Source organism: Burkholderia sp. Tr-862, assembly GCF_011753085.1.
Taxonomy (GTDB): Bacteria; Pseudomonadota; Gammaproteobacteria; order Burkholderiales; family Burkholderiaceae; genus Burkholderia; species Burkholderia ambifaria.
In genome coordinates, this window is sequence record NZ_VWWG01000028.1 from 1 (window position 1) to 17,101 (window position 17,101).

At 68.0% G+C, this 17,101-nt stretch carries 12 protein-coding genes; 6 read left to right on the forward strand and 6 right to left on the reverse strand.

What is annotated here, in order from left to right; genetic code table 11:
• Nucleotides 1-191 precede the first annotated feature (191 nt).
• Nucleotides 192-2,021 carry an ABC transporter ATP-binding protein gene (locus tag F3J14_RS11355; RefSeq protein WP_166723061.1) on the reverse strand — a complete coding sequence of 610 codons (1,830 nt, stop codon included), beginning with the start codon at nt 2,019-2,021 and terminating at the stop codon, nt 192-194.
• Between the two features lie 562 nt (nt 2,022-2,583).
• Between F3J14_RS11355 and F3J14_RS11360 the strand changes: the two genes are divergently transcribed.
• The 3 genes from F3J14_RS11360 (at nt 2,584) to F3J14_RS11370 (ending at nt 5,184) form a co-directional block, all read left to right on the forward strand.
• Nucleotides 2,584-3,648, forward strand: a complete 1,065-nt coding sequence (locus F3J14_RS11360; RefSeq protein ID WP_006476459.1) for a glycosyltransferase family 4 protein — start codon at nt 2,584-2,586, stop codon at nt 3,646-3,648.
• A gap of 236 nt (nt 3,649-3,884) precedes the next feature.
• Nucleotides 3,885-4,685 (forward strand): hypothetical protein, encoded by an 801-nt coding sequence (locus F3J14_RS11365; protein ID WP_166723062.1) that lies wholly within the window; start codon nt 3,885-3,887, stop codon nt 4,683-4,685.
• Nucleotides 4,686-4,722: 37 nt separating this feature from the next.
• A complete protein-coding gene (locus F3J14_RS11370; protein ID WP_166723063.1) occupies nt 4,723-5,184 on the forward strand; it encodes a DUF2214 family protein in 462 nt (153 codons plus the stop codon).
• A 191-nt stretch (nt 5,185-5,375) separates the two neighbouring features.
• Here the strand turns inward: F3J14_RS11370 and gudD are convergent, their stop codons facing one another.
• Nucleotides 5,376-6,728 (reverse strand): glucarate dehydratase, encoded by a 1,353-nt coding sequence (gene gudD, locus F3J14_RS11375; protein ID WP_166723064.1) that lies wholly within the window; start codon nt 6,726-6,728, stop codon nt 5,376-5,378.
• Nucleotides 6,729-7,090: 362 nt separating this feature from the next.
• Between gudD and F3J14_RS11380 the strand changes: the two genes are divergently transcribed.
• Nucleotides 7,091-7,852, forward strand: coding sequence for a FadR/GntR family transcriptional regulator (locus F3J14_RS11380; protein WP_006751845.1), 762 nt, complete (start codon nt 7,091-7,093; stop codon nt 7,850-7,852).
• Nucleotides 7,853-8,066: 214 nt separating this feature from the next.
• On the opposite strand, the gene F3J14_RS11385 is transcribed toward F3J14_RS11380, so the two are convergent.
• The 3 genes from F3J14_RS11385 to pdxY form a co-directional block, all read right to left on the reverse strand.
• Entirely contained in the window at nt 8,067-9,215 is a 1,149-nt protein-coding gene (locus tag F3J14_RS11385; protein ID WP_166723065.1) for a branched-chain amino acid ABC transporter substrate-binding protein, read from the reverse strand.
• 349 nt (nt 9,216-9,564) lie between these two features.
• Nucleotides 9,565-11,709, reverse strand: coding sequence for a phospholipase C, phosphocholine-specific (locus F3J14_RS11390; RefSeq protein ID WP_166723066.1), 2,145 nt, complete (start codon nt 11,707-11,709; stop codon nt 9,565-9,567).
• Between the two features lie 293 nt (nt 11,710-12,002).
• Nucleotides 12,003-12,863 carry a pyridoxal kinase PdxY gene (gene pdxY, locus F3J14_RS11395; RefSeq protein ID WP_006755531.1) on the reverse strand — a complete coding sequence of 287 codons (861 nt, stop codon included), beginning with the start codon at nt 12,861-12,863 and terminating at the stop codon, nt 12,003-12,005.
• 174 nt (nt 12,864-13,037) lie between these two features.
• Between pdxY and F3J14_RS11400 the strand changes: the two genes are divergently transcribed.
• Entirely contained in the window at nt 13,038-14,099 is a 1,062-nt protein-coding gene (locus tag F3J14_RS11400; protein ID WP_166723067.1) for an alpha/beta hydrolase, read from the forward strand.
• A 41-nt stretch (nt 14,100-14,140) separates the two neighbouring features.
• Here F3J14_RS11400 and F3J14_RS11405 read toward each other — a convergent pair whose 3' ends face one another.
• Nucleotides 14,141-15,139 carry an LLM class flavin-dependent oxidoreductase gene (locus F3J14_RS11405; RefSeq protein WP_011656385.1) on the reverse strand — a complete coding sequence of 333 codons (999 nt, stop codon included), beginning with the start codon at nt 15,137-15,139 and terminating at the stop codon, nt 14,141-14,143.
• Between the two features lie 650 nt (nt 15,140-15,789).
• Between F3J14_RS11405 and hpnI the strand changes: the two genes are divergently transcribed.
• Entirely contained in the window at nt 15,790-16,965 is a 1,176-nt protein-coding gene (hpnI, locus tag F3J14_RS11410; RefSeq protein ID WP_166723068.1) for a bacteriohopanetetrol glucosamine biosynthesis glycosyltransferase HpnI, read from the forward strand.
• The last annotated feature ends 136 nt before the right edge of the window (nt 16,966-17,101 follow it).

The following is a 17,101-nucleotide window of genomic DNA, read 5'->3' on the forward strand; positions in this document are numbered from 1 at the left end:
TCGACTTGCACCACCACTGACAGCTTAAAAGCCAGGCTGTAGTCCCGCTGCGTCCGCTTGATCCCTTGCTCCATCTGGCACCTCCTCGCCTCGGCGAAAAAGTGTCAACCTATTTCAGGATGGGTCAATGCCATGAAAAAAGCCGCCGTGCTTCGCACAGGCGGCTTTTTTATCGGTTGCGTGCCGCGGCGTCAGGCCACGCGTTCGCCGGTCGGCGCGGTGCCGTCGGGCGCGTGATGGCGGCCGTGCTGCTTCGCGAGCAGGTCGCGGTACAGACCGGGACGGTTGCGCAGCACGTCGGGGCTGCCGTCGTCGATCACCTTGCCGTTGCTCATCACGATGATCCGGTCGAAGTTGCGCAGCGTCGACAGCCGGTGCGCGATCGCGATCACCGTGCGGCCGACCATCAGGCGGTCGAGCGCGCTCTGGATCGCTTCCTCGGACGAGCTGTCGAGTGCGGACGTCGCTTCGTCGAGCAGCAGGATCGGCGCGTCCTTCAGGATCGCGCGCGCGATCGCGATGCGCTGGCGCTGGCCGCCCGACAGCTTGACGCCGCGGTCGCCGACGATCGTGTCATAGCCTTCCGGCATCGCTTCGATGAACTCCGCGCAGCGCGCGTCGCGCGCGGCGGCGAGCACTTCGTCGCGGGTCGCGTCGGGGCGGCCATATGCGATGTTGTCGTAGATCGTCCGGTGCAGCAGCGAGATGTCCTGCGGCACGAGCGCGATCGCGTGGCGCAGGCTGTCCTGCGTGATCACCTTCACGTCCTGGCCGTCGACCTTCACGACGCCGTCCTGCGTGTCGTAGAAGCGCTGCAGCAGCGCGAGCACGGTCGACTTGCCGGCGCCCGACTTGCCGATCAGGCCGACACGCTGGCCCGGCTCGATATGGAGGTCGAAGTGGTCGAGGATCGCGCGGCGGTGCGGATACGCGAACGTCACGCGCTCGAAGTCGACGCGCCCGCCGGTGGCCGCCAGCGGCTGCGCGTCGGAGCGGTCCGGCATCCCGTGCGGTTCGAGCAGCGTCTTCACGGCTTCGGACAGGCGCGCGACGTGCTGCGTGACGTCGACGAGCGCGACTGCGAGGTCGCGCGTGCCGTGCAGGATCGTGAAGCCGAGCGAACTGACGAGCACGATGTCGCCCGACGTCGCGCGGCCCTGGTCCCACAGCCACAGCGCCCAGCCGAGCAGGCCGGCCGACAGCATCGCGGTGATCACCGCATGCAGCAGCCGCAGCTTCTCGAGATAGAACAGGCTCTGCTGGCGCGCGTCCATCTCCGCCTTGATGGTTGCGCTGAAGCGCTTCTGTTCGCGCAGCGTCATCCCGAACGCACGCACGAGCCCCATGTTGCCGATCACGTCGACGAGCTCGCCGTCGACCGCCGCGGCCTTGGCCGCGAAAGCGTGGTGGCGCGCCGAGCCGCGCCCGGCCAGCTTGAACAGGATGATGGACAGCACGGCCGAGCAGCCGAGCAGGCCGGCGGCCATCAGCGGATTGACGACGGTGATCATCAGGATCGCGCCCATCACCGCGATACACGGTGGCAGCACGTTCCACGCCATCGTGTTCTCCGACGTATAGACCGCGTTCGACGTGGCCGTGATGCGGCTTGCGAGCGTGCCCGGCTGCTTTTCCGAGTAGTAGGTCGGCGAATGGCCGATCAGGTACTGGAACAGGTCGCGCCGCAGGTCGCCGGTGACCGCGACGAACGTGTGCGCGGCGGCCCAGCCGCCGACCCGCCACAGCAGGTTGTCGGCCGCGATCAGCCCGACGAGCAGCGCGAACGCGCTCCACAGCGGGCCCGGATGATGGCGCCCGGTCGCCAGCACGTCGATCAGGTGCTTGATCGCATATTGCGAGCCGAGCGCGCAGCCGACGGCAGCCAGCACGCTGCAGAGCACGACGAGGTGGGCAACGGGATGCAGGCGGATGTAGCGGAACAGGAACGCAATCGGCCGGTGCGCGTAGCTCGAGAGCTTCGCGTTGTGGGCGTTGCGCTGGGCGGGGGTAAGAGATTCCAAAATATGCGTGCGGTGATTCGGTGATTGAGCGTTGCGGCTGGATCGCATGCCGGCGTGCGCCCGGACTGAATAATCCGGCATTGTAAACAAGGCCTGCGTCGCGCTGCGCGAATCTTGCCTTGGCCAGAGGCTCGCGATCGATTTTGAGATAAAATCCGGCATCCCGTCTTGCTTTATGTGCCGGAATCACGCTGCCGGCACTCACGGGTGACAAGGATCGCCAAAAGGGCCTTCCACTCTAGAACGGACACCCGAGTCCGCGGGTTGCAAAGTGTTGCGCCTTTGTAACAAAGTAAAGTGTTTGAAATGTTGTCTGCCGTCTCGGGATTAACCCTAGATAATCGGCTCCAGGGTCGATTCCAGGTTTTTTACGAACCCCTGTCAACGGGTCTTCGTTTCAAACGTTCTATGCCTGTCGCGTCGCCGACGCTCCTTGAGCAGCGCGGGCTCGACGCCCCGGCAGGCTGATTCGTCCGACCGTCGGACGAAATGCATCCAGCCCGGACCGCCGGCAGGTTGCCGACCCATACCTGGTTTTTAGTCGATTTTTTAGGAGTTACGCATGCGAATCGCCCAAATCGCTCCGTTGCACGAAGCAGTCCCCCCGAAGCTTTACGGTGGTACCGAGCGAGTGGTGTCCTATCTGACCGAAGCACTTGTCGAGATGGGGCATGACGTCACGCTCTTCGCGAGCGGCGATTCGCAAACCTCCGCCAAGCTCGAAGCGTGCTGGCCGCAGGCGCTGCGCCTCGACCCGACGATCCGCGACGTGATGGCCCCGCACATGCTGCTCCTCGAGCAGGTGCGCCGTCGCGCGGAAGAGTTCGACGTCCTGCACTGCCACATCGACTACTACCCGTTCTCGCTGTTCTCGCGCCAGCCGGTCCCGCATCTGACGACCATGCACGGCCGTCTCGACCTGCCGGAACTGCAGCCGATCTTCAACGCGTTCAGCGACGTGCCGGTCGTGTCGATCTCCGACAACCAGCGCATCCCGCTGCCGCAGGCAAACTGGCTGTCGACCGTGTACCACGGCCTGCCGGAAAACCTGCTGACGCCGATCCCGAACGTGAAGCCGAGCTATCTCGCGTTCCTCGGCCGCATCTCGCCGGAAAAGCGCGTCGACACCGCGATCCGCATCGCCGAGCAGGCCGGCCTGCCGATCAAGATCGCCGCGAAGCTCGACAAGGCTGACCGCGCGTACTACGAAGAGAAGATCAAGCCGCTGTTCGCGCTGCCGCACGTCGAGTATATCGGCGAAATCAGCGAGTCGGAAAAGACTGAATTCCTGGGCAACGCGCACGCGCTGCTGTTCCCGATCGACTGGCCGGAGCCGTTCGGCCTGGTGATGATCGAGGCGATGGCATGCGGCACGCCGGTGATCGCGTTCAAGCGCGGCTCGGTGCCGGAAGTGATCGACAACGGCGTGTCGGGCTTCGTCGTCGAAGACGAACTGTCGGCCGTCGCGGCGCTCAAGCGCCTCGATACGCTGCCGCGCGAGAAGGTGCGGGCCGCGTTCGAAGCGCGCTTCTCGTCGAAGGTAATGGCGCAGAACTATGTGAAGGGCTACGAGGAACTGCTGCGCCAGAAGCGCCGCACGGTGCTGCGCGAAGTCAACGCAAGCTGATGCCGGGCCGCCGGCCGCACTGCGGTTGAGGCCCTCATCGACGCCCCGCCCGGGACCCCGGCGGGGCGTTGTCACATCTGCGGCGCGGATCTGTTGTATTCTCGCCGCGCCCGACGCCGCGAACGGCCCCGGAAGGTGGCCGCCACGCCATCCGGCCATCTGTCCAGACGGTAATGTCCCTATAATGGCCGTGCCGTGAAATCCGGCCCCGCACGAACATCGAGAGGAGAGCAGTCTTGGCGAGAACGAAAACGACGCGCGCAGCGCCGGCCCCCGGCGCCGGCGTGATCTTCGCATTGCGCGCGATCGGTCTCGTGCTGTTCGCGCGCTGGCTGTTCTCGATGTCCCAGATGGGCTATCGCGCGTCGCTGTCGGCGATGGTGTCGTCGCCCTGGGCGTTCGTCTATCTCGTGCTGATCTTCCTGCTGCTCGCGCTGCCGGGCGCCGCCGCGCGCGCCGAGCGGCCGTTCCATCCGCTGCCGCAATGGCTGCGCCAGGCGCTGCGGGTGTTCGCGCTGATCGGTTTTCTGTTTGCCGTCTGGTCGATCGGCGCGTTCGCGTGGGCGGCCGGCTGGCGTCCTGCGCTGCACGCGGTGACGGCGACCAACGGCTGGCTCGTCGCCGCGCCGGCGCTGTATGCGGCGATCGTGTGGATGTGCCGGCCGCGGCCGCTGTGGCGGACCAACGTGGCCGCGCGCCGTTTCGCGGTCGGCCGCTACGCGATCTCGCTCGATACGCTCACACGTACCGCGATCGTCTGGATGGAGAGCCGCAAGGTCGGCCAGTACGACGCGCGCGAACTGTCGGTGCGCTGGCCCGGCCAGGTTACGCCGGCAGCGGGCGAGCAGGGTGCGCAGCCGGCCGCCGCGCCGCCGCGTCGCGGCAGCCTGTTCCGGCGGCCGAAGGTCGAGCTGCTGTGGGATTCGCCGGCGGCCGTTGGCCATAACCGGCAGATCGTGATGCGCGCGCCGCTCGTGACCGAGGGCGACCGCGTCGCGGTGCTCGCGCTCGACGCGGCGCTCAAGCAGATCGTCTGACAAGGCCTGCGCGGCGCGCGGGCGACAAGGAGGCGCAATGATCGTCCGCTGGTTGCTGGCAGCCGTTCACCTGATGGCGTTCGGCGTCGCGTTCGCCGCGATCGCGGGGCGCAACCGCGCGCTGCGCCGGGTCATCGCGTCGGCGCAGGCCGCTGACCTGCCCGGCGTGTTCAAGGCCGATGCGGCCTGGGGATTGTCCGCGCTGGTGCTGATCGCGACGGGGCTCACGCGCGCATTCGGCGGCTTCGAGAAAGGCGCCGCGTATTACCTTCACGAGCCACTCTTTCACCTCAAGATGACCGCGCTCGTGCTGATCCTGCTGCTCGAGGTCGTGCCGATGCTCGGGCTGATCCGCTGGCGCACCGCCGCGCGGCGGCAGCAGATGCCGGATCTCGGCCGCGCACGGACCTATGTGCGGATCGGCCACTGGCAGGCCGCGCTCGTGATGGTGATCGTGTTTGCCGCGTCGGGGATGGCGCGGGGGATCGGAGCAGCTTGAGCGGCTGACAGCGCCGGTTGCCGTTCCCGGCCCCGGTTCGCTCTCGACCGGGCCGCGGCGGTCGCCCGAATTCCGATTCCGTTTCCAGTTTCATGCAGGCAGGCTTTTCCCACCCGGCACCCGCCGATGCGCGGGCGAACCGACGCATTTCCTTCTGACCGGGCGGACCCGCCGCCCGGTTCGTCCCGCGCTCAGCGCACGAGGCAGGGGCGCTTGTTGTTGAACGTCCACCCCGGAATCAGATACTGCATCGCCGCCGCATCGTCGCGGGCGCCGAGCCCGTGCTGCTTGTACAGCTCGTGCGCGACCGCGACCGCATCCATGTCGATGTCGATGCCGAGGCCCGGCCGCTTCGGCACTTCCACGAGCCCGTTCTCGATCTTCAGCGGCTCGCGCGTGAGTCGTTCGCCGTCCTGCCAGATCCAGTGCGTGTCGATCGCGGTGACTTGTCCGGGGGCCGCGGCCGCGACGTGCGTAAACATCGCGAGCGACACGTCGAAGTGGTTGTTCGAATGCGAACCCCACGTGAGGCCCCAGTCGCGGCACATCTGCGCGACGCGCACCGAGCCCTGCATCGTCCAGAAGTGCGGGTCGGCGAGCGGGATGTCGACGGCCTGCAACTGCACCGCGTGGCCCATCTGGCGCCAGTCGGTCGCGATCATGTTGGTGGCCGTCGGCAGCCCGGTCGAGCGGCGGAATTCGGCCATCACCTCGCGGCCAGAGTAGCCGTTCTCCGCGCCGCACGGATCTTCCGCATAGGCGAGCACGTGATGCAGGTCGCGGCACAGCCGCACGGCCTCGTCGAGCGACCACGCGCCGTTCGGATCGAGCGTCACGCGCGCTTCGGGGAAACGCTCGGCCAGCGCCGTCACGGCTTCGACCTCGCGCGCGCCTTCGAACACGCCGCCCTTCAGCTTGAAGTCGTTGAAACCGTAGCGCGCGTGCGCGGCTTCGGCGAGGCGCACGACCGCCTCGGGCGTCAGCGCGGCCTCGTCGCGCACGCGGGTCCAGTCGTCGGTCGCGCCGCGGCCGTCGCGATAGGGTAGCGCGGTCTTGCTGCGATCACCGACGTAGAACAGGTAGCCGAGCATCTCGACGCGCTCGCGCTGCTGCCCTTCGCCGAGCAGCGCGGCCACGGGCACGCCGAGATGCTGGCCGAGCAGGTCGAGCAGCGCGGCTTCGAGCGCGGTGACCGCGTGGATCGTGGTGCGCAGGTCGAACGTCTGCAGGCCGCGGCCGCTCACGTCGCGATCGGCAAAGGTGCGCCGCACGTCGTTGAGCACCGCGTGGTAGTTGCCGACCGGCTGCCCGACGACGAGCGCGCGCGCGTCCTCGAGCGTGCGGCGGATGCTTTCGCCGCCCGGCACTTCGCCGACGCCGGTCCGGCCCGCGCTGTCCTTCAGGATCACGAGGTTGCGGGTGAAGAACGGGCCGTGCGCGCCGCTCAGGTTGAGCAGCATGCTGTCGTGGCCGGCGACCGGAATGGCTTGCAGCTCGACGATGCGCGGCGTGTCGTGGGAAGGCGAGGCAGTGACGGCGTTCATGGCGGCGATGGCAAAAGAGTGGGCGATGCCGTGCGGCAAAATCTTTGCCGCGCGCGGCGGGAGGTGCGATCATTCGACAACCGACGTGCGCGGCGCGCAAGCCCCCGCATGTCGACAGCAACCCGAACGGGCGGGAGCGACCAGCTCGATGCCACTATCGCGCAGAAGCGCGAAGGTCGGCCGATCACGAACCACGGGACCCGGCAGGCGCCGATGTGCCAGCCTCGGTCAACAGGAGATCCGTGTCTTGATCATCAGTCGTCGGATGACTTGTGACGCAGTATAATGAATCATCGGCGTTCGCTCAAACCCCGCGTAAACCCTCGGCTCACATTACGATCATTCAAAAAGGAACCGGCCTCATGTCCGTGCCCACGCTTCCCGCAGCGCCGCGCCGTCGCGCACGCAGCCTCGCACAAGATGTCGTCGACGCGCTGACCGCGCAGATCGAAAACGGCACGCTGCGTCCCGGCGACAAGCTGCCGACCGAAACCGAAGTCATGGCGGCGCAGGGCGTCAGCCGCACGGTCGTGCGCGAAGCGATTTCGCGGATGCAGGCGAGCCACCTCATCGAGACGCGCCACGGCATCGGCAGCTTCGTGCTGGAGCCGTCGCGCCGCCAGGCGCTCGGCATCGATCCCGCGACCATCATGACGCTACGCGACGTGCTCGCGGTGCTCGAGCTGCGCATCAGCCTTGAAAGCGAATGCGCGAGCCTCGCCGCGCAGCGCGCGAACGACACCGACCTCGCCGCGCTGCGGCGTGCGCTCGACGCGATCGCGTCGGGGGCGGGCGGCGGGCGCGACACGGCGCAGCTCGACTTCAACTTCCACCTGCAGATTGCGCAATCCACCGGCAACCGCTACTTCGTCGACATCATGACGCAGCTCGGCGCGTCGATCATCCCGCGCACGCGCGTGAATTCGGCGCGCTTCGCCGGCGACGACCTCGAGCGCTATGTCGGCCGGCTCAATCACGAGCACGAGGACATTTACGAGGCGATCGCGCGTCACGATCCGGAAGCCGCGCGCGCCGCGATGCGCACGCACCTGACCAACAGTCGCGAGCGACTGCGCCGCGCGCACGAGGCGGCCGAGGCGGAACGCGACACGCAGGCCAGCTGACGCGACGCCGCCTGCACGGCCCGCGCGTCGCGACGGGCCGTGGCGGTCACCGCCTCAACATCGGACATCGTATGAGGTCGGCGTAATTGCGCCGATCGTTTCGCGGCCGCAGCACCTTCGCCTGTCCCGCATCGTGTGAACGGCGGCCGGGCGGCGCTCCCACCGCCCGTCACGTCCGGGCGGCCTGGCTATCCAGGTCGCCCATCCGGTCCGATCAGCCCCCCTTCGTCACGATCGTCTTCCACGCGCCGTTCTTCACCTGGTACAGCGTCGACATCCCGCTCTTCAGCGAGCCGTCGTTCGCGAACGAGATCCGGCCGGTGATGCCCTCGAAGTCGATCTTCTTCAGCGCCGGGCGGTAGACCTTCGGATCGGTCGAGTTGGCTGCCTGCATCGCCTTGATCGCGGCCCAGGTCGCGTCGTAGCCGAACTGCGCGTACGACAGCACGTCGACGCCGAAGCGCTTCTTGAACCGCTGCTCGAAATCCTTGCCCTGCGGCAGCTCGTCGAGCGGACGCCCGTATTCCCATGCCATCGCGCCTTCCGCGGCCGGGCCGGCGATCTTGATGAACTCGTTGTCCTTCACGCCGCCGCCGCCGACGAACTTCGCGTTCAGCCCGAGCTGGCGCATCTGCTTGACGAAGTTCGCGGCGAGCGAATCGAGGCCGCCGAAGAAGATCAGGTCGGGATTCTTGCCCTTCAGGCTCGTGATCTGCGCACGGAAATCGACCGCCTGGTTGCTGGTGAACTCGCGGCCGATGATGTTGCCGCCGGCCGCCTTCACGGCCTTCTCGAACTCGTCCGCCTCGCCCTGGCCGAACGCGGTGCGGTCGTCGATGATCGCGATGCGCTTCGCCTTGGTCACGTCGACCGCGTACTTGCCCGCGTTGCCGGCGTTCTGGCCGTCGGTCGCGATCACCATGAACATGTTCGCGAGCCCGCGCGACGTGAGCGTCGGGTTGGTCGCGGCCGGATCGATCACCGGGATGCCGGCCTTGTCGTAGACGACCGAGGCCGGAATCGTCGTCCCGGAGTTGAAGTGGCCGACCACCACCGACACGTTCTGGTCGATGAGCGCCTGCGCGGCCTGCACGCCGATGCGCGGGTCGGCCTGGTCGTCCTGCACGATGAGGTTGAAGTGCGCGGGCTTGCCGGCGATCTGTATCTTCTGCGCGGCGGCATCGTCGAGCGCGAGCTGCACGCCGTTCTGGAGATCCTTGCCGTAGCCGGCGTTCACGCCTGTGAGCGGCGCGGCGAAGCCGACCTTCACGTCGGTCGCGTCGGCGGCCTGGGCGGCGTGTTGCGAGAGGAGGGCAAAGGCGGAAATGACCGATACCGACAACAGGGAATGACGCAATTTCATGTTCGTTCCTCTTGTTCTACACCAGCGAGTGGATACCGCACGCAGCCGGTGGGCCGGACGCGTGCGACGGGCGGGCGGTTCGACCGCTTCTCGGAATCGGGCGGGGAGGTCGGCATGCTGATGATTCCCGGAAGAATCTCCCGTCAGGCTCGGCGAGGAGCCCCGATCGCATCGATATATAGGTCGCCGATATGCACGGGTCTTGGCAATTTGCCGCGCATTCGATGCGGATTTGCGCATAGCTTCCGCGCGTGCGCGTGCGGCCGGTATCGGGAGTTTCCCGCCACGAACGGACAGGAGGCAGGATGGGCGGCGCAGCCCCGGCGGGGCCGCGCCGCGTTCGCCGTCGTCAGTCGGACAGGGCGTCCGATGCGGCTTCGGCGTCGTCGTGCGACGCGTTCGTGCGGATGGCCGGGTCGCTCGTGCTCGGGCGGCCGGTCTCGACGTGGCCCGCGAAGCGGCGCAGGAAGCCGAGCAGGCGGCCGTCGCTGACGGTCAGGTCGTACCAGCCGTGACTGCCGCGCAGATCCCAGTAGTCGTCGACGTGCGCGCCCGGCGCGAGGTCGAACGTGCGCGCGTGGCCGTGGCCGTACGCGTTCGTCACCTTGAGCCGCACGGCCTTGTGGCCGCGGTTCATCAGGCGCAGCGTGATGTTGCCGTTCGCGACGTCGTAGCCGTAGATCACCTCGGGGTTCACGTTCGCGCTGCCGACGCCGGTCGCGAACGGGCCGCGGAAATGGCAGTAGAAGCCATTCGGGCCGTACACGTCGAGGTCGTACAGGCCGAGCGACGCTGCGGCGCTCCACGTATCGGCGACCCGCTTGCCGGCTTCGACCGTGTACGCCCACGGGCCGTCGAGGCGGTTGCGCGACTGCACCTGGAATGCCGCGCCCGCGCGGCCGGTGTTCGCGAAGGTCAGCCGGAACTGGCCGTTCGCGGCTTCGACGCGGCCGTGCACGAACAGCTCGTACGGCAGTGCGCGTGCCGGACGCAGTCCGGCCTCCTGTTTCGGCAGCTTCTGCAATACCGGCGGCACCGGGATGTAGTCGGGGTGGCGCACGCGGTCGGGCGGCGCATAGCCGCTCGTGTCGGGCAGCGTCGGCCATGCGGCGTCGGCGGTCGCGAATTCGAACGCCGACGTCAGGTCGCCGCACACCGCACGGCGCCACGGCGACACGTTGGCGGCCGTCACCGGATACTGCGCGCCGAAGCGCGCTTCGATGAATTGCAGCAGGGACGTGTGATCGAAGGTCTGCGAGCAGACCCAGCCGCCCTTGGTCCACGGCGACACGACCAGCATCGGCACGCGCGGCCCGAGCCCGTACGGGCCGGCCATGTGCGACGCGTCGCCGGCGAACACCTCGTTGGTCGTTGCGACCGTCGACAGCCCGTTGTCGCGCGACTGCGGCGCGAACGGCGGCGGCACGTGGTCGAAGAAGCCGTCGTTCTCGTCGTAGGTGATGAAGAGTGCGGTCTTGCTCCACACGTCCGGATTCGACACGAGCACCTTCAGCACCTGCTCGATGTACCACGCGCCGTAGTTGGCCGGCCAGTTCGGGTGTTCCGAGTACGCTTCCGGCGCGCAGATCCACGACACCTGCGGCAGCGTGCCGTTCTTCACGTCCTGCTGCAGCACGTCGAACAGCGTACCGCCGGCGCTGATGTTGGTGCCGGTGCGCGCCTTGTCGTACAGCGGCGTGCCGGGCAGCGCGCTGCGGTACTGGTTGAAGTAGAGCAGCGAGTTGTCGCCGTAGTTGCCGATGTACGGGTTCTGCGTCCAGCCCCACGAGCCGTTCGCGTCGAGCCCGGTGCCGACGTCCTGGTAGATCTTCCACGACACGCCGGCCTGCTCGAGCACTTCCGGATAGGTCGTCCAGCCGTAGCCCGTTTCCTCGTTGCCGAGCACCGGGCCGCCGCCCGTACCGTCGTTGCCGACGTAGCCGGTCCACATGTAGTAGCGGTTCGGGTCGGTCGAACTCGGGATCGCGCAGTGGTACGCATCGCAGATCGTGAATGCGTCGGCGAGCTGGTAGTGGAACGGGATGTCGTCGCGCTTCAGGTACGCCATCGTGGTGGTGCCCTTGTGCGGCACCCACTGGTCGTAGCGGCCCTTGTTCCACGCGGCGTGCATGTCCTGCCAGCCGTGCGGCAGGTCCTGCAGGAACTGCAGGCCGAGCTTGTCCGCGCCCGGGTGGAACGGCAGCAGCTCGGCCGGGCCGACCGGCTGATGGAACACCGACTTGCCGTTCGCGAGGCGCAGCGGGCGAGGATCGCCGAAGCCGCGCACGCCGCGCATCGTGCCGAAGTAGTGGTCGAACGAGCGGTTCTCCTGCATCAGGATCACGATGTGTTCGATATCGCGGATGGTACCGGTACGGCGGTTCGCCGGAATCGCAAGCGCATCGCGGATCACGGGCGGGAACAGGTTCAGCGCGGCGGCGCCGGCAGTGCCGGCGGCGACGCGCAGGAAGTCACGACGGTTCGATCGGGTCATGGTCGTTATCGTGCGTAAAGGAGGAGAGCCGATTGGCGGGACATGCGGGAAAAGTCGGCGCGTCCGGGCGCAGGATGCGGCTGCGCTGGTCGTGCCCTCGCGAGCATAGCGAGAAATCGGTGTCATTCATGTGAAGTCCGAAAACGTTTGCACGCGCGGACCGGACAGGACCTGGACGGCGTTGCGCCGGCGATCGAATTGCGGGGGAGGAGCGATGCGGTGGCGCGCGCGGCACGCCGGAGATGCGGGAGATACCGGGGGATTCGCAGGGATTCAGGGCCGATGCGGGCGCGTCAGGCGTCGGTCACCCACGCGCCGAACCATTCACTCGGGCGCGCGATTTCGTCCTGCGCGGCGACGAGTTCGAGCTCGTAGCGGCGCGCGTCGTAGGTCGCCTTCACGACTGCGTGCACGGCCGCGAGCGTGTGCTCGAACGCGGCGCGCACCGAGTCGCCGCGCAGCCGGCGCGCGACGAAAATGGCGCTGGTGAGGTCGCCGACGCCGACCGGATGGCGCGGAAACGCATACAGCGGGCGCTGGCCGATCCACGCTTCGGTTTCGGTGACGGCGAGCATGTTGAAACGGTCGGCCGGGCTGTTGCGGTCGTGCAGGTGCTTGACGAGGACGATCTTCGGGCCGCGGCGGATCAGCGCGCGGCAGGCGTCGACGGCTTCGGCGACGGTCTCGATGCGCCGCCCGGCGAGCTTCTGCAGCTCGGTGTGGTTCGGCGACATGCCGTCCGCGAGCGCCGGCATCTCCTGGACGATGAATTCCTCGACGCCGGGTTCGGGCCGCACGCCGCCCGTCTGGCCCATCGCCGGATCGCAGAAGTACCACGCGTTCGGGTTCATCGCCTTCACCGTGCGCACGATCTCGACCGTCGCGCGCGCCTGCGGCGGCGAGCCGACGAAGCCGGACAACACCGCGTCGCAGCGCTTGAGCGCGCCGATCGCGGCGACGCCGTCGACGAGCTGCTCCATCTTCGCCGCGTCGATCGCGCTGCCGGCCCAGTGGCCGTACTGCATGTGATTCGACAGCTGGACGGTGTTGAGCGGCCAGACGTTGACGCCGAGGCGCTGCATCGGGAACACGGCCGCGCTGTTGCCGGCGTGTCCGTAGATCACGTGCGACTGAATGCTGAGGACGTTTTTCATGAGTGTTCGCCTGCAGGCGTTTCAGGGTCACGACACACGATACCCGAGTTCGTCGCGCGCGCGGAAGTCGCACGGCCATCGAGTGTTGCGCGCCGTCGTCAGCACGACCGCGTAGAATCGCGGGGCGCGAAGCCGCCCGGTTGCGTGCGTGCATTTCCCCTTACCGTGATCGCCATGCTCTCGATTTGCAAGATGTTGTCCCTCGCGCGCGCCGCCGTGCTCGGCGCCGGCGTCGCCGCGGCATGCGCGACCGCAGCCGTGGCCGCCGCTCCGGCGCCGGCCGGCAACGACGGGCCCGCGTACGGCCCCCGCCTGGAAGGTTTCGCCTATCCGGAGCCGGTGCACCGCTACGCGTTCGTGTCGCAGCGCGAAACCCTCGAGATGATGTACATGGACGTGCAGCCGGCGCATCCGAACGGCCGCACCGTCGTGCTGCTGCATGGGAAGAACTTCTGCGCGGCGACCTGGGAGGACACGATCGGCGTGCTGAGCCGCGCCGGCTATCGCGTCATCGCGCCGGACCAGATCGGCTTCTGCAAGTCGTCGAAGCCCGAACGCTACCAGTACAGCTTCCAGCAGCTCGCGCGCAATACGCATGCGCTGCTCGAGTCGATCGGCGTGAAATCGGCGACGATCGTCGGCCATTCGACGGGCGGGATGCTCGCGATGCGCTATGCGCTGATGTATCCGAAGGCAACCGACCAGCTCGTGCTGGTGAACCCGATCGGCCTCGAGGACTGGAAGGCGCTCGGCGTGCCGCCGCTGCCGGTCGACTACTGGTATGCGCGCGAACAGAAGACGAACGCCGACGGGATCCGCCGCTACGAACAGGCGACCTACTACGCGGGCAAGTGGTCGCCGTCCTACGAGCGCTGGGTGCAGATGCTCGCCGGCATGTATCGCGGCCCGGGCCGCGACGCGGTCGCGTGGAACTCGGCGCTGATCTACGACATGATCCTCACCCAGCCGGTGGTCTACGAACTCGGCGCGATTCACGTGCCGACGCTGCTGCTGATCGGCGACAAGGATACGACCGCGATCGGCAAGGAGGTGGCACCGCCCGACGTGCACGCGAAGCTCGGCCATTACCCGGAACTCGCGAAGCGTACGCAGGCGGCGATCCCCGGCGCGCAGCTCGTCGAATTCCCGGCGCTCGGCCACGCGCCGCAGATCCAGGACCCGGACGCGTTCCACAAGGCGCTGCTCGACGGGCTGGAGGCGGTGCACCCGTCGTGACGTGACGGCGGGTGCACGCGCCGGCGGCCGCGCCCGTCCGGTCAGCGGGTTTCGTTCGCGAGTTCGTCGCGGATCTGCGCCGCCAGCTCGAACGAGCGCACCCGCGCGGCGTGATCGTAGATCTGCGCGGTGATGATCACCTCGTCCGCACCCGTCTGTGCAATCCGGTCGCGCAGCTTGTCGCGCACCGTGTCGCGCGAACCGACGGCCGCGAACGACAGCGCGTGCGCGACGTTCGCGAGTTCGAATTCACTCGCCTCGAGCGCGTCGACGGGCGGCGGCAGCTTGCCCGGCGTGCCGCGGCGCAGGTTGATGAACTGCTGCTGCAGCGACGTGAAGAGGCGCCGCGCCTCGTCGTCGGTATCGGCCGCGAACACGTTGATGCCGACCATCGCATGCGGCTTTGGCCATGCGGCCGACGGCCGGTACTGCGCGCGATAGAGTTCGAGCGCGCGCATCAGGTAGTCCGGCGCGAAGTGCGACGCGAACGCGAACGGCAGCCCGAGCATCGCGGCGAGCTGCGCGCTGAACAGACTCGAACCCAGCAGCCACACGGGCACGTCCAGCCCCGCACCGGGCACCGCGCGCACGCGCTGGCCGGGCACCGGTTCCGCGAAGTAGCGCTGCAGCTCGGCGACGTCGTCCGGAAACGAGTCGGCGCTGCCGATCAGGTCGCGGCGCAGCGCGCGCGACGTGGTCTGGTCGGTGCCGGGCGCACGGCCGAGGCCGAGGTCGATGCGCCCCGGATACAGCGACGCGAGCGTGCCGAACTGTTCGGCGATCACGAGCGGCGCATGGTTCGGCAGCATGATCCCGCCCGAGCCGACGCGGATCGTCTTCGTCGCGCCCGCGACATGACCGATCACGACGGCGGTCGCCGCGCTCGCGATGCCGGGCATGTTGTGATGTTCGGCGAGCCAGTAGCGCCGGTAACCGAGGCGCTCCGCGTGCTGCGCGAGATCGACGGTATTGCGGAAGGCCTGCGCGGCGTCCGCGCCGGCGGGAATGGGGGCGAGATCAAGTACGGAAAACGGAATCATCGGTGGCCTTCTAAAGGGAGGGGCGCGGTGATGCGCATGCGCAACAGATGTCGACGATTTTGCCAAAGGGTTCCGGAACGCGCTGGCGACGCACGGATACCCATGCGCCTTTCAGGGGTGCAAGGTGGCGTTGGGTGGCAGGTCGCGATCGTTGCAGAAATCAATCCAATCCCCAAATAATGACTAATCTTTACGGCGATTTGACATGTCTCCGCATCGACATACAAATTTCCACGAAACGTTTGATTTTCAAGACTGCAATACGCCTGCAAAGTGCTTACGCTAGCGTGAACGTAGTGGCACCAGAATGGTTTGCCGGCCGCACAGCTTTGCCGAAATCGCACTAGTCCGTTTCGCGTGCCGTCCGCGCGCGGGCCGACTTGGACTGCTAAAATCCGGCGCCTGTCCATGTTGTGCCGATGATCGCCATTCGAATCTTCCCGCATCCCGTCCGGGCATCGCGCGGAGATGTGCCACGCGAAGCCGGGGCGGGTCGCATTCGGGGAATGGGCCAAGCTTCGCCACTACACAGACGCTGCTGGAACAAGGAGTCGGGTCGTGCCCGCGTTCGTTGCTCTCGGAATACCCAATCACGTTCAACCAGGTTCGATCGATCGGCAGGGCGCCCGCGTCGCCGGGGGGCGTCGCGCATGACGCCGACCGTCACGCTGCTCGACTGGCTCCTGCTCGTGTTCACGCTCGCCGCGTCCGGCTACGCGCTCGCCGCGGCCTTCGCGCCGCGCCCGCGCACGCCGCGCACCGCCGCGCGCGACGGCTTCGAGCCCGTCAGCGTGCTCAAGCCGCTGTGCGGCGCGGAGCCGCACCTGTACGAGAACCTCGCGACGTTCTGCGAGCAGCGCCACCCGCGCCATGAAGTGCTGTTCGGGGTCGCGTCAGCGGCCGATCCGGCCGTCGCCGTCGTCGAGCGGTTGCGCGCCGACTATCCGGAGTGCGACATCACGCTCGTGATCGACGCGCGCGTGCACGGCAAGAACCTGAAGGTCAGCAACCTGATCAATCTGGCCGAACGCGCGAAGTACGGCCGCATCGTGATCGCGGACAGCGACATCGCGGTGCAGCCGGACTATCTGGAGCGCGTGACGGCGCCGCTCGCCGACGCGTCGGTCGGTGTCGTCACGTGCCTGTATCATGCGCGCAGCGTCGGCGGGTTCTGGACGCGGATCGGCGCGCAGTTCGTCGATGCCTGGTTCGCGCCGTCGGTGCGGATCGCGCACCTCGGCCGCTCGAGCCGCTTCGGCTTCGGCGCGACGCTCGCGCTGACGCGCGACACGCTCGACCGGATCGGCGGTTTGCTCGCGCTGAAGGACGAGCTGGCCGATGACTTCTGGCTCTCCGAACTGCCGCGCCGCCTCGGGCGACGCACCGTGCTGTCCGAGGTCGAGGTCGCGACCGACGTGATCGAGCCGTCGTTCGGGCCGCTCTGGCACCGCGAGACGCGCTGGCTGCGCACGATCCGTTCGCTGAACCCGACCGGCTTCACGTTCCTGTTCATCACGTTTACCGCGCCGTGGCTCGCGATCGGTGCGGCGCTCGCGCTGCGTCTGGACGGCACCTTCGCCGGCACGCTGGCGGGTGGCGCGGCCATCGTGGGCACGTTCGGGCGGCTGGTGCTGCACGCGCGCGGCGAGGACGGCTGGCGCGCGTTCTGGCGCGATCTGCCGCTCGTCGCGGTGCGCGACACGCTGCTCGCGCTCGAATGGCTCGCGGCCGCGTTCGGCACGCACGTCGTGTGGCGCGGCGCGCGGATGGCGGTCGTCGGCGGCGAGCGCGCGACGGCGGCGGTGGAAGGCGCGGACGGCCGCTAAGGTACGTTGCCCGAGGGAGCGGCCGTGCGCGCGTTCCCGATCGAATCCGGCCGGAGGGCCGAGACGCGCCGCGCGGCCATGCCGCGCGGCGCGACATGACAGAGAGGCGGGCGCCGGCAGGGCGGCTCGCGGGTTA

Excerpts from the sequence above, each read along its gene's own strand:
- hpnI (WP_166723068.1), top strand. The coding sequence starts at position 15,790 with ATGACGCCGACCGTCACGCTGCTCGACTGGCTCCTGCTCGTGTTCACG.
- F3J14_RS11385 (WP_166723065.1), bottom strand. The coding sequence starts at position 9,215 with ATGAAATTGCGTCATTCCCTGTTGTCGGTATCGGTCATTTCCGCCTTT.
- F3J14_RS11370 (WP_166723063.1), top strand. The coding sequence starts at position 4,723 with ATGATCGTCCGCTGGTTGCTGGCAGCCGTTCACCTGATGGCGTTCGGC.
- pdxY (WP_006755531.1), bottom strand. The coding sequence starts at position 12,863 with ATGAAAAACGTCCTCAGCATTCAGTCGCACGTGATCTACGGACACGCC.
- F3J14_RS11380 (WP_006751845.1), top strand. The coding sequence starts at position 7,091 with ATGTCCGTGCCCACGCTTCCCGCAGCGCCGCGCCGTCGCGCACGCAGC.
- F3J14_RS11405 (WP_011656385.1), bottom strand. The coding sequence starts at position 15,139 with ATGATTCCGTTTTCCGTACTTGATCTCGCCCCCATTCCCGCCGGCGCG.
- F3J14_RS11400 (WP_166723067.1), top strand. The coding sequence starts at position 13,038 with ATGCTCTCGATTTGCAAGATGTTGTCCCTCGCGCGCGCCGCCGTGCTC.
- gudD (WP_166723064.1), bottom strand. The coding sequence starts at position 6,728 with ATGAACGCCGTCACTGCCTCGCCTTCCCACGACACGCCGCGCATCGTC.
- F3J14_RS11360 (WP_006476459.1), top strand. The coding sequence starts at position 2,584 with ATGCGAATCGCCCAAATCGCTCCGTTGCACGAAGCAGTCCCCCCGAAG.
- F3J14_RS11390 (WP_166723066.1), bottom strand. The coding sequence starts at position 11,709 with ATGACCCGATCGAACCGTCGTGACTTCCTGCGCGTCGCCGCCGGCACT.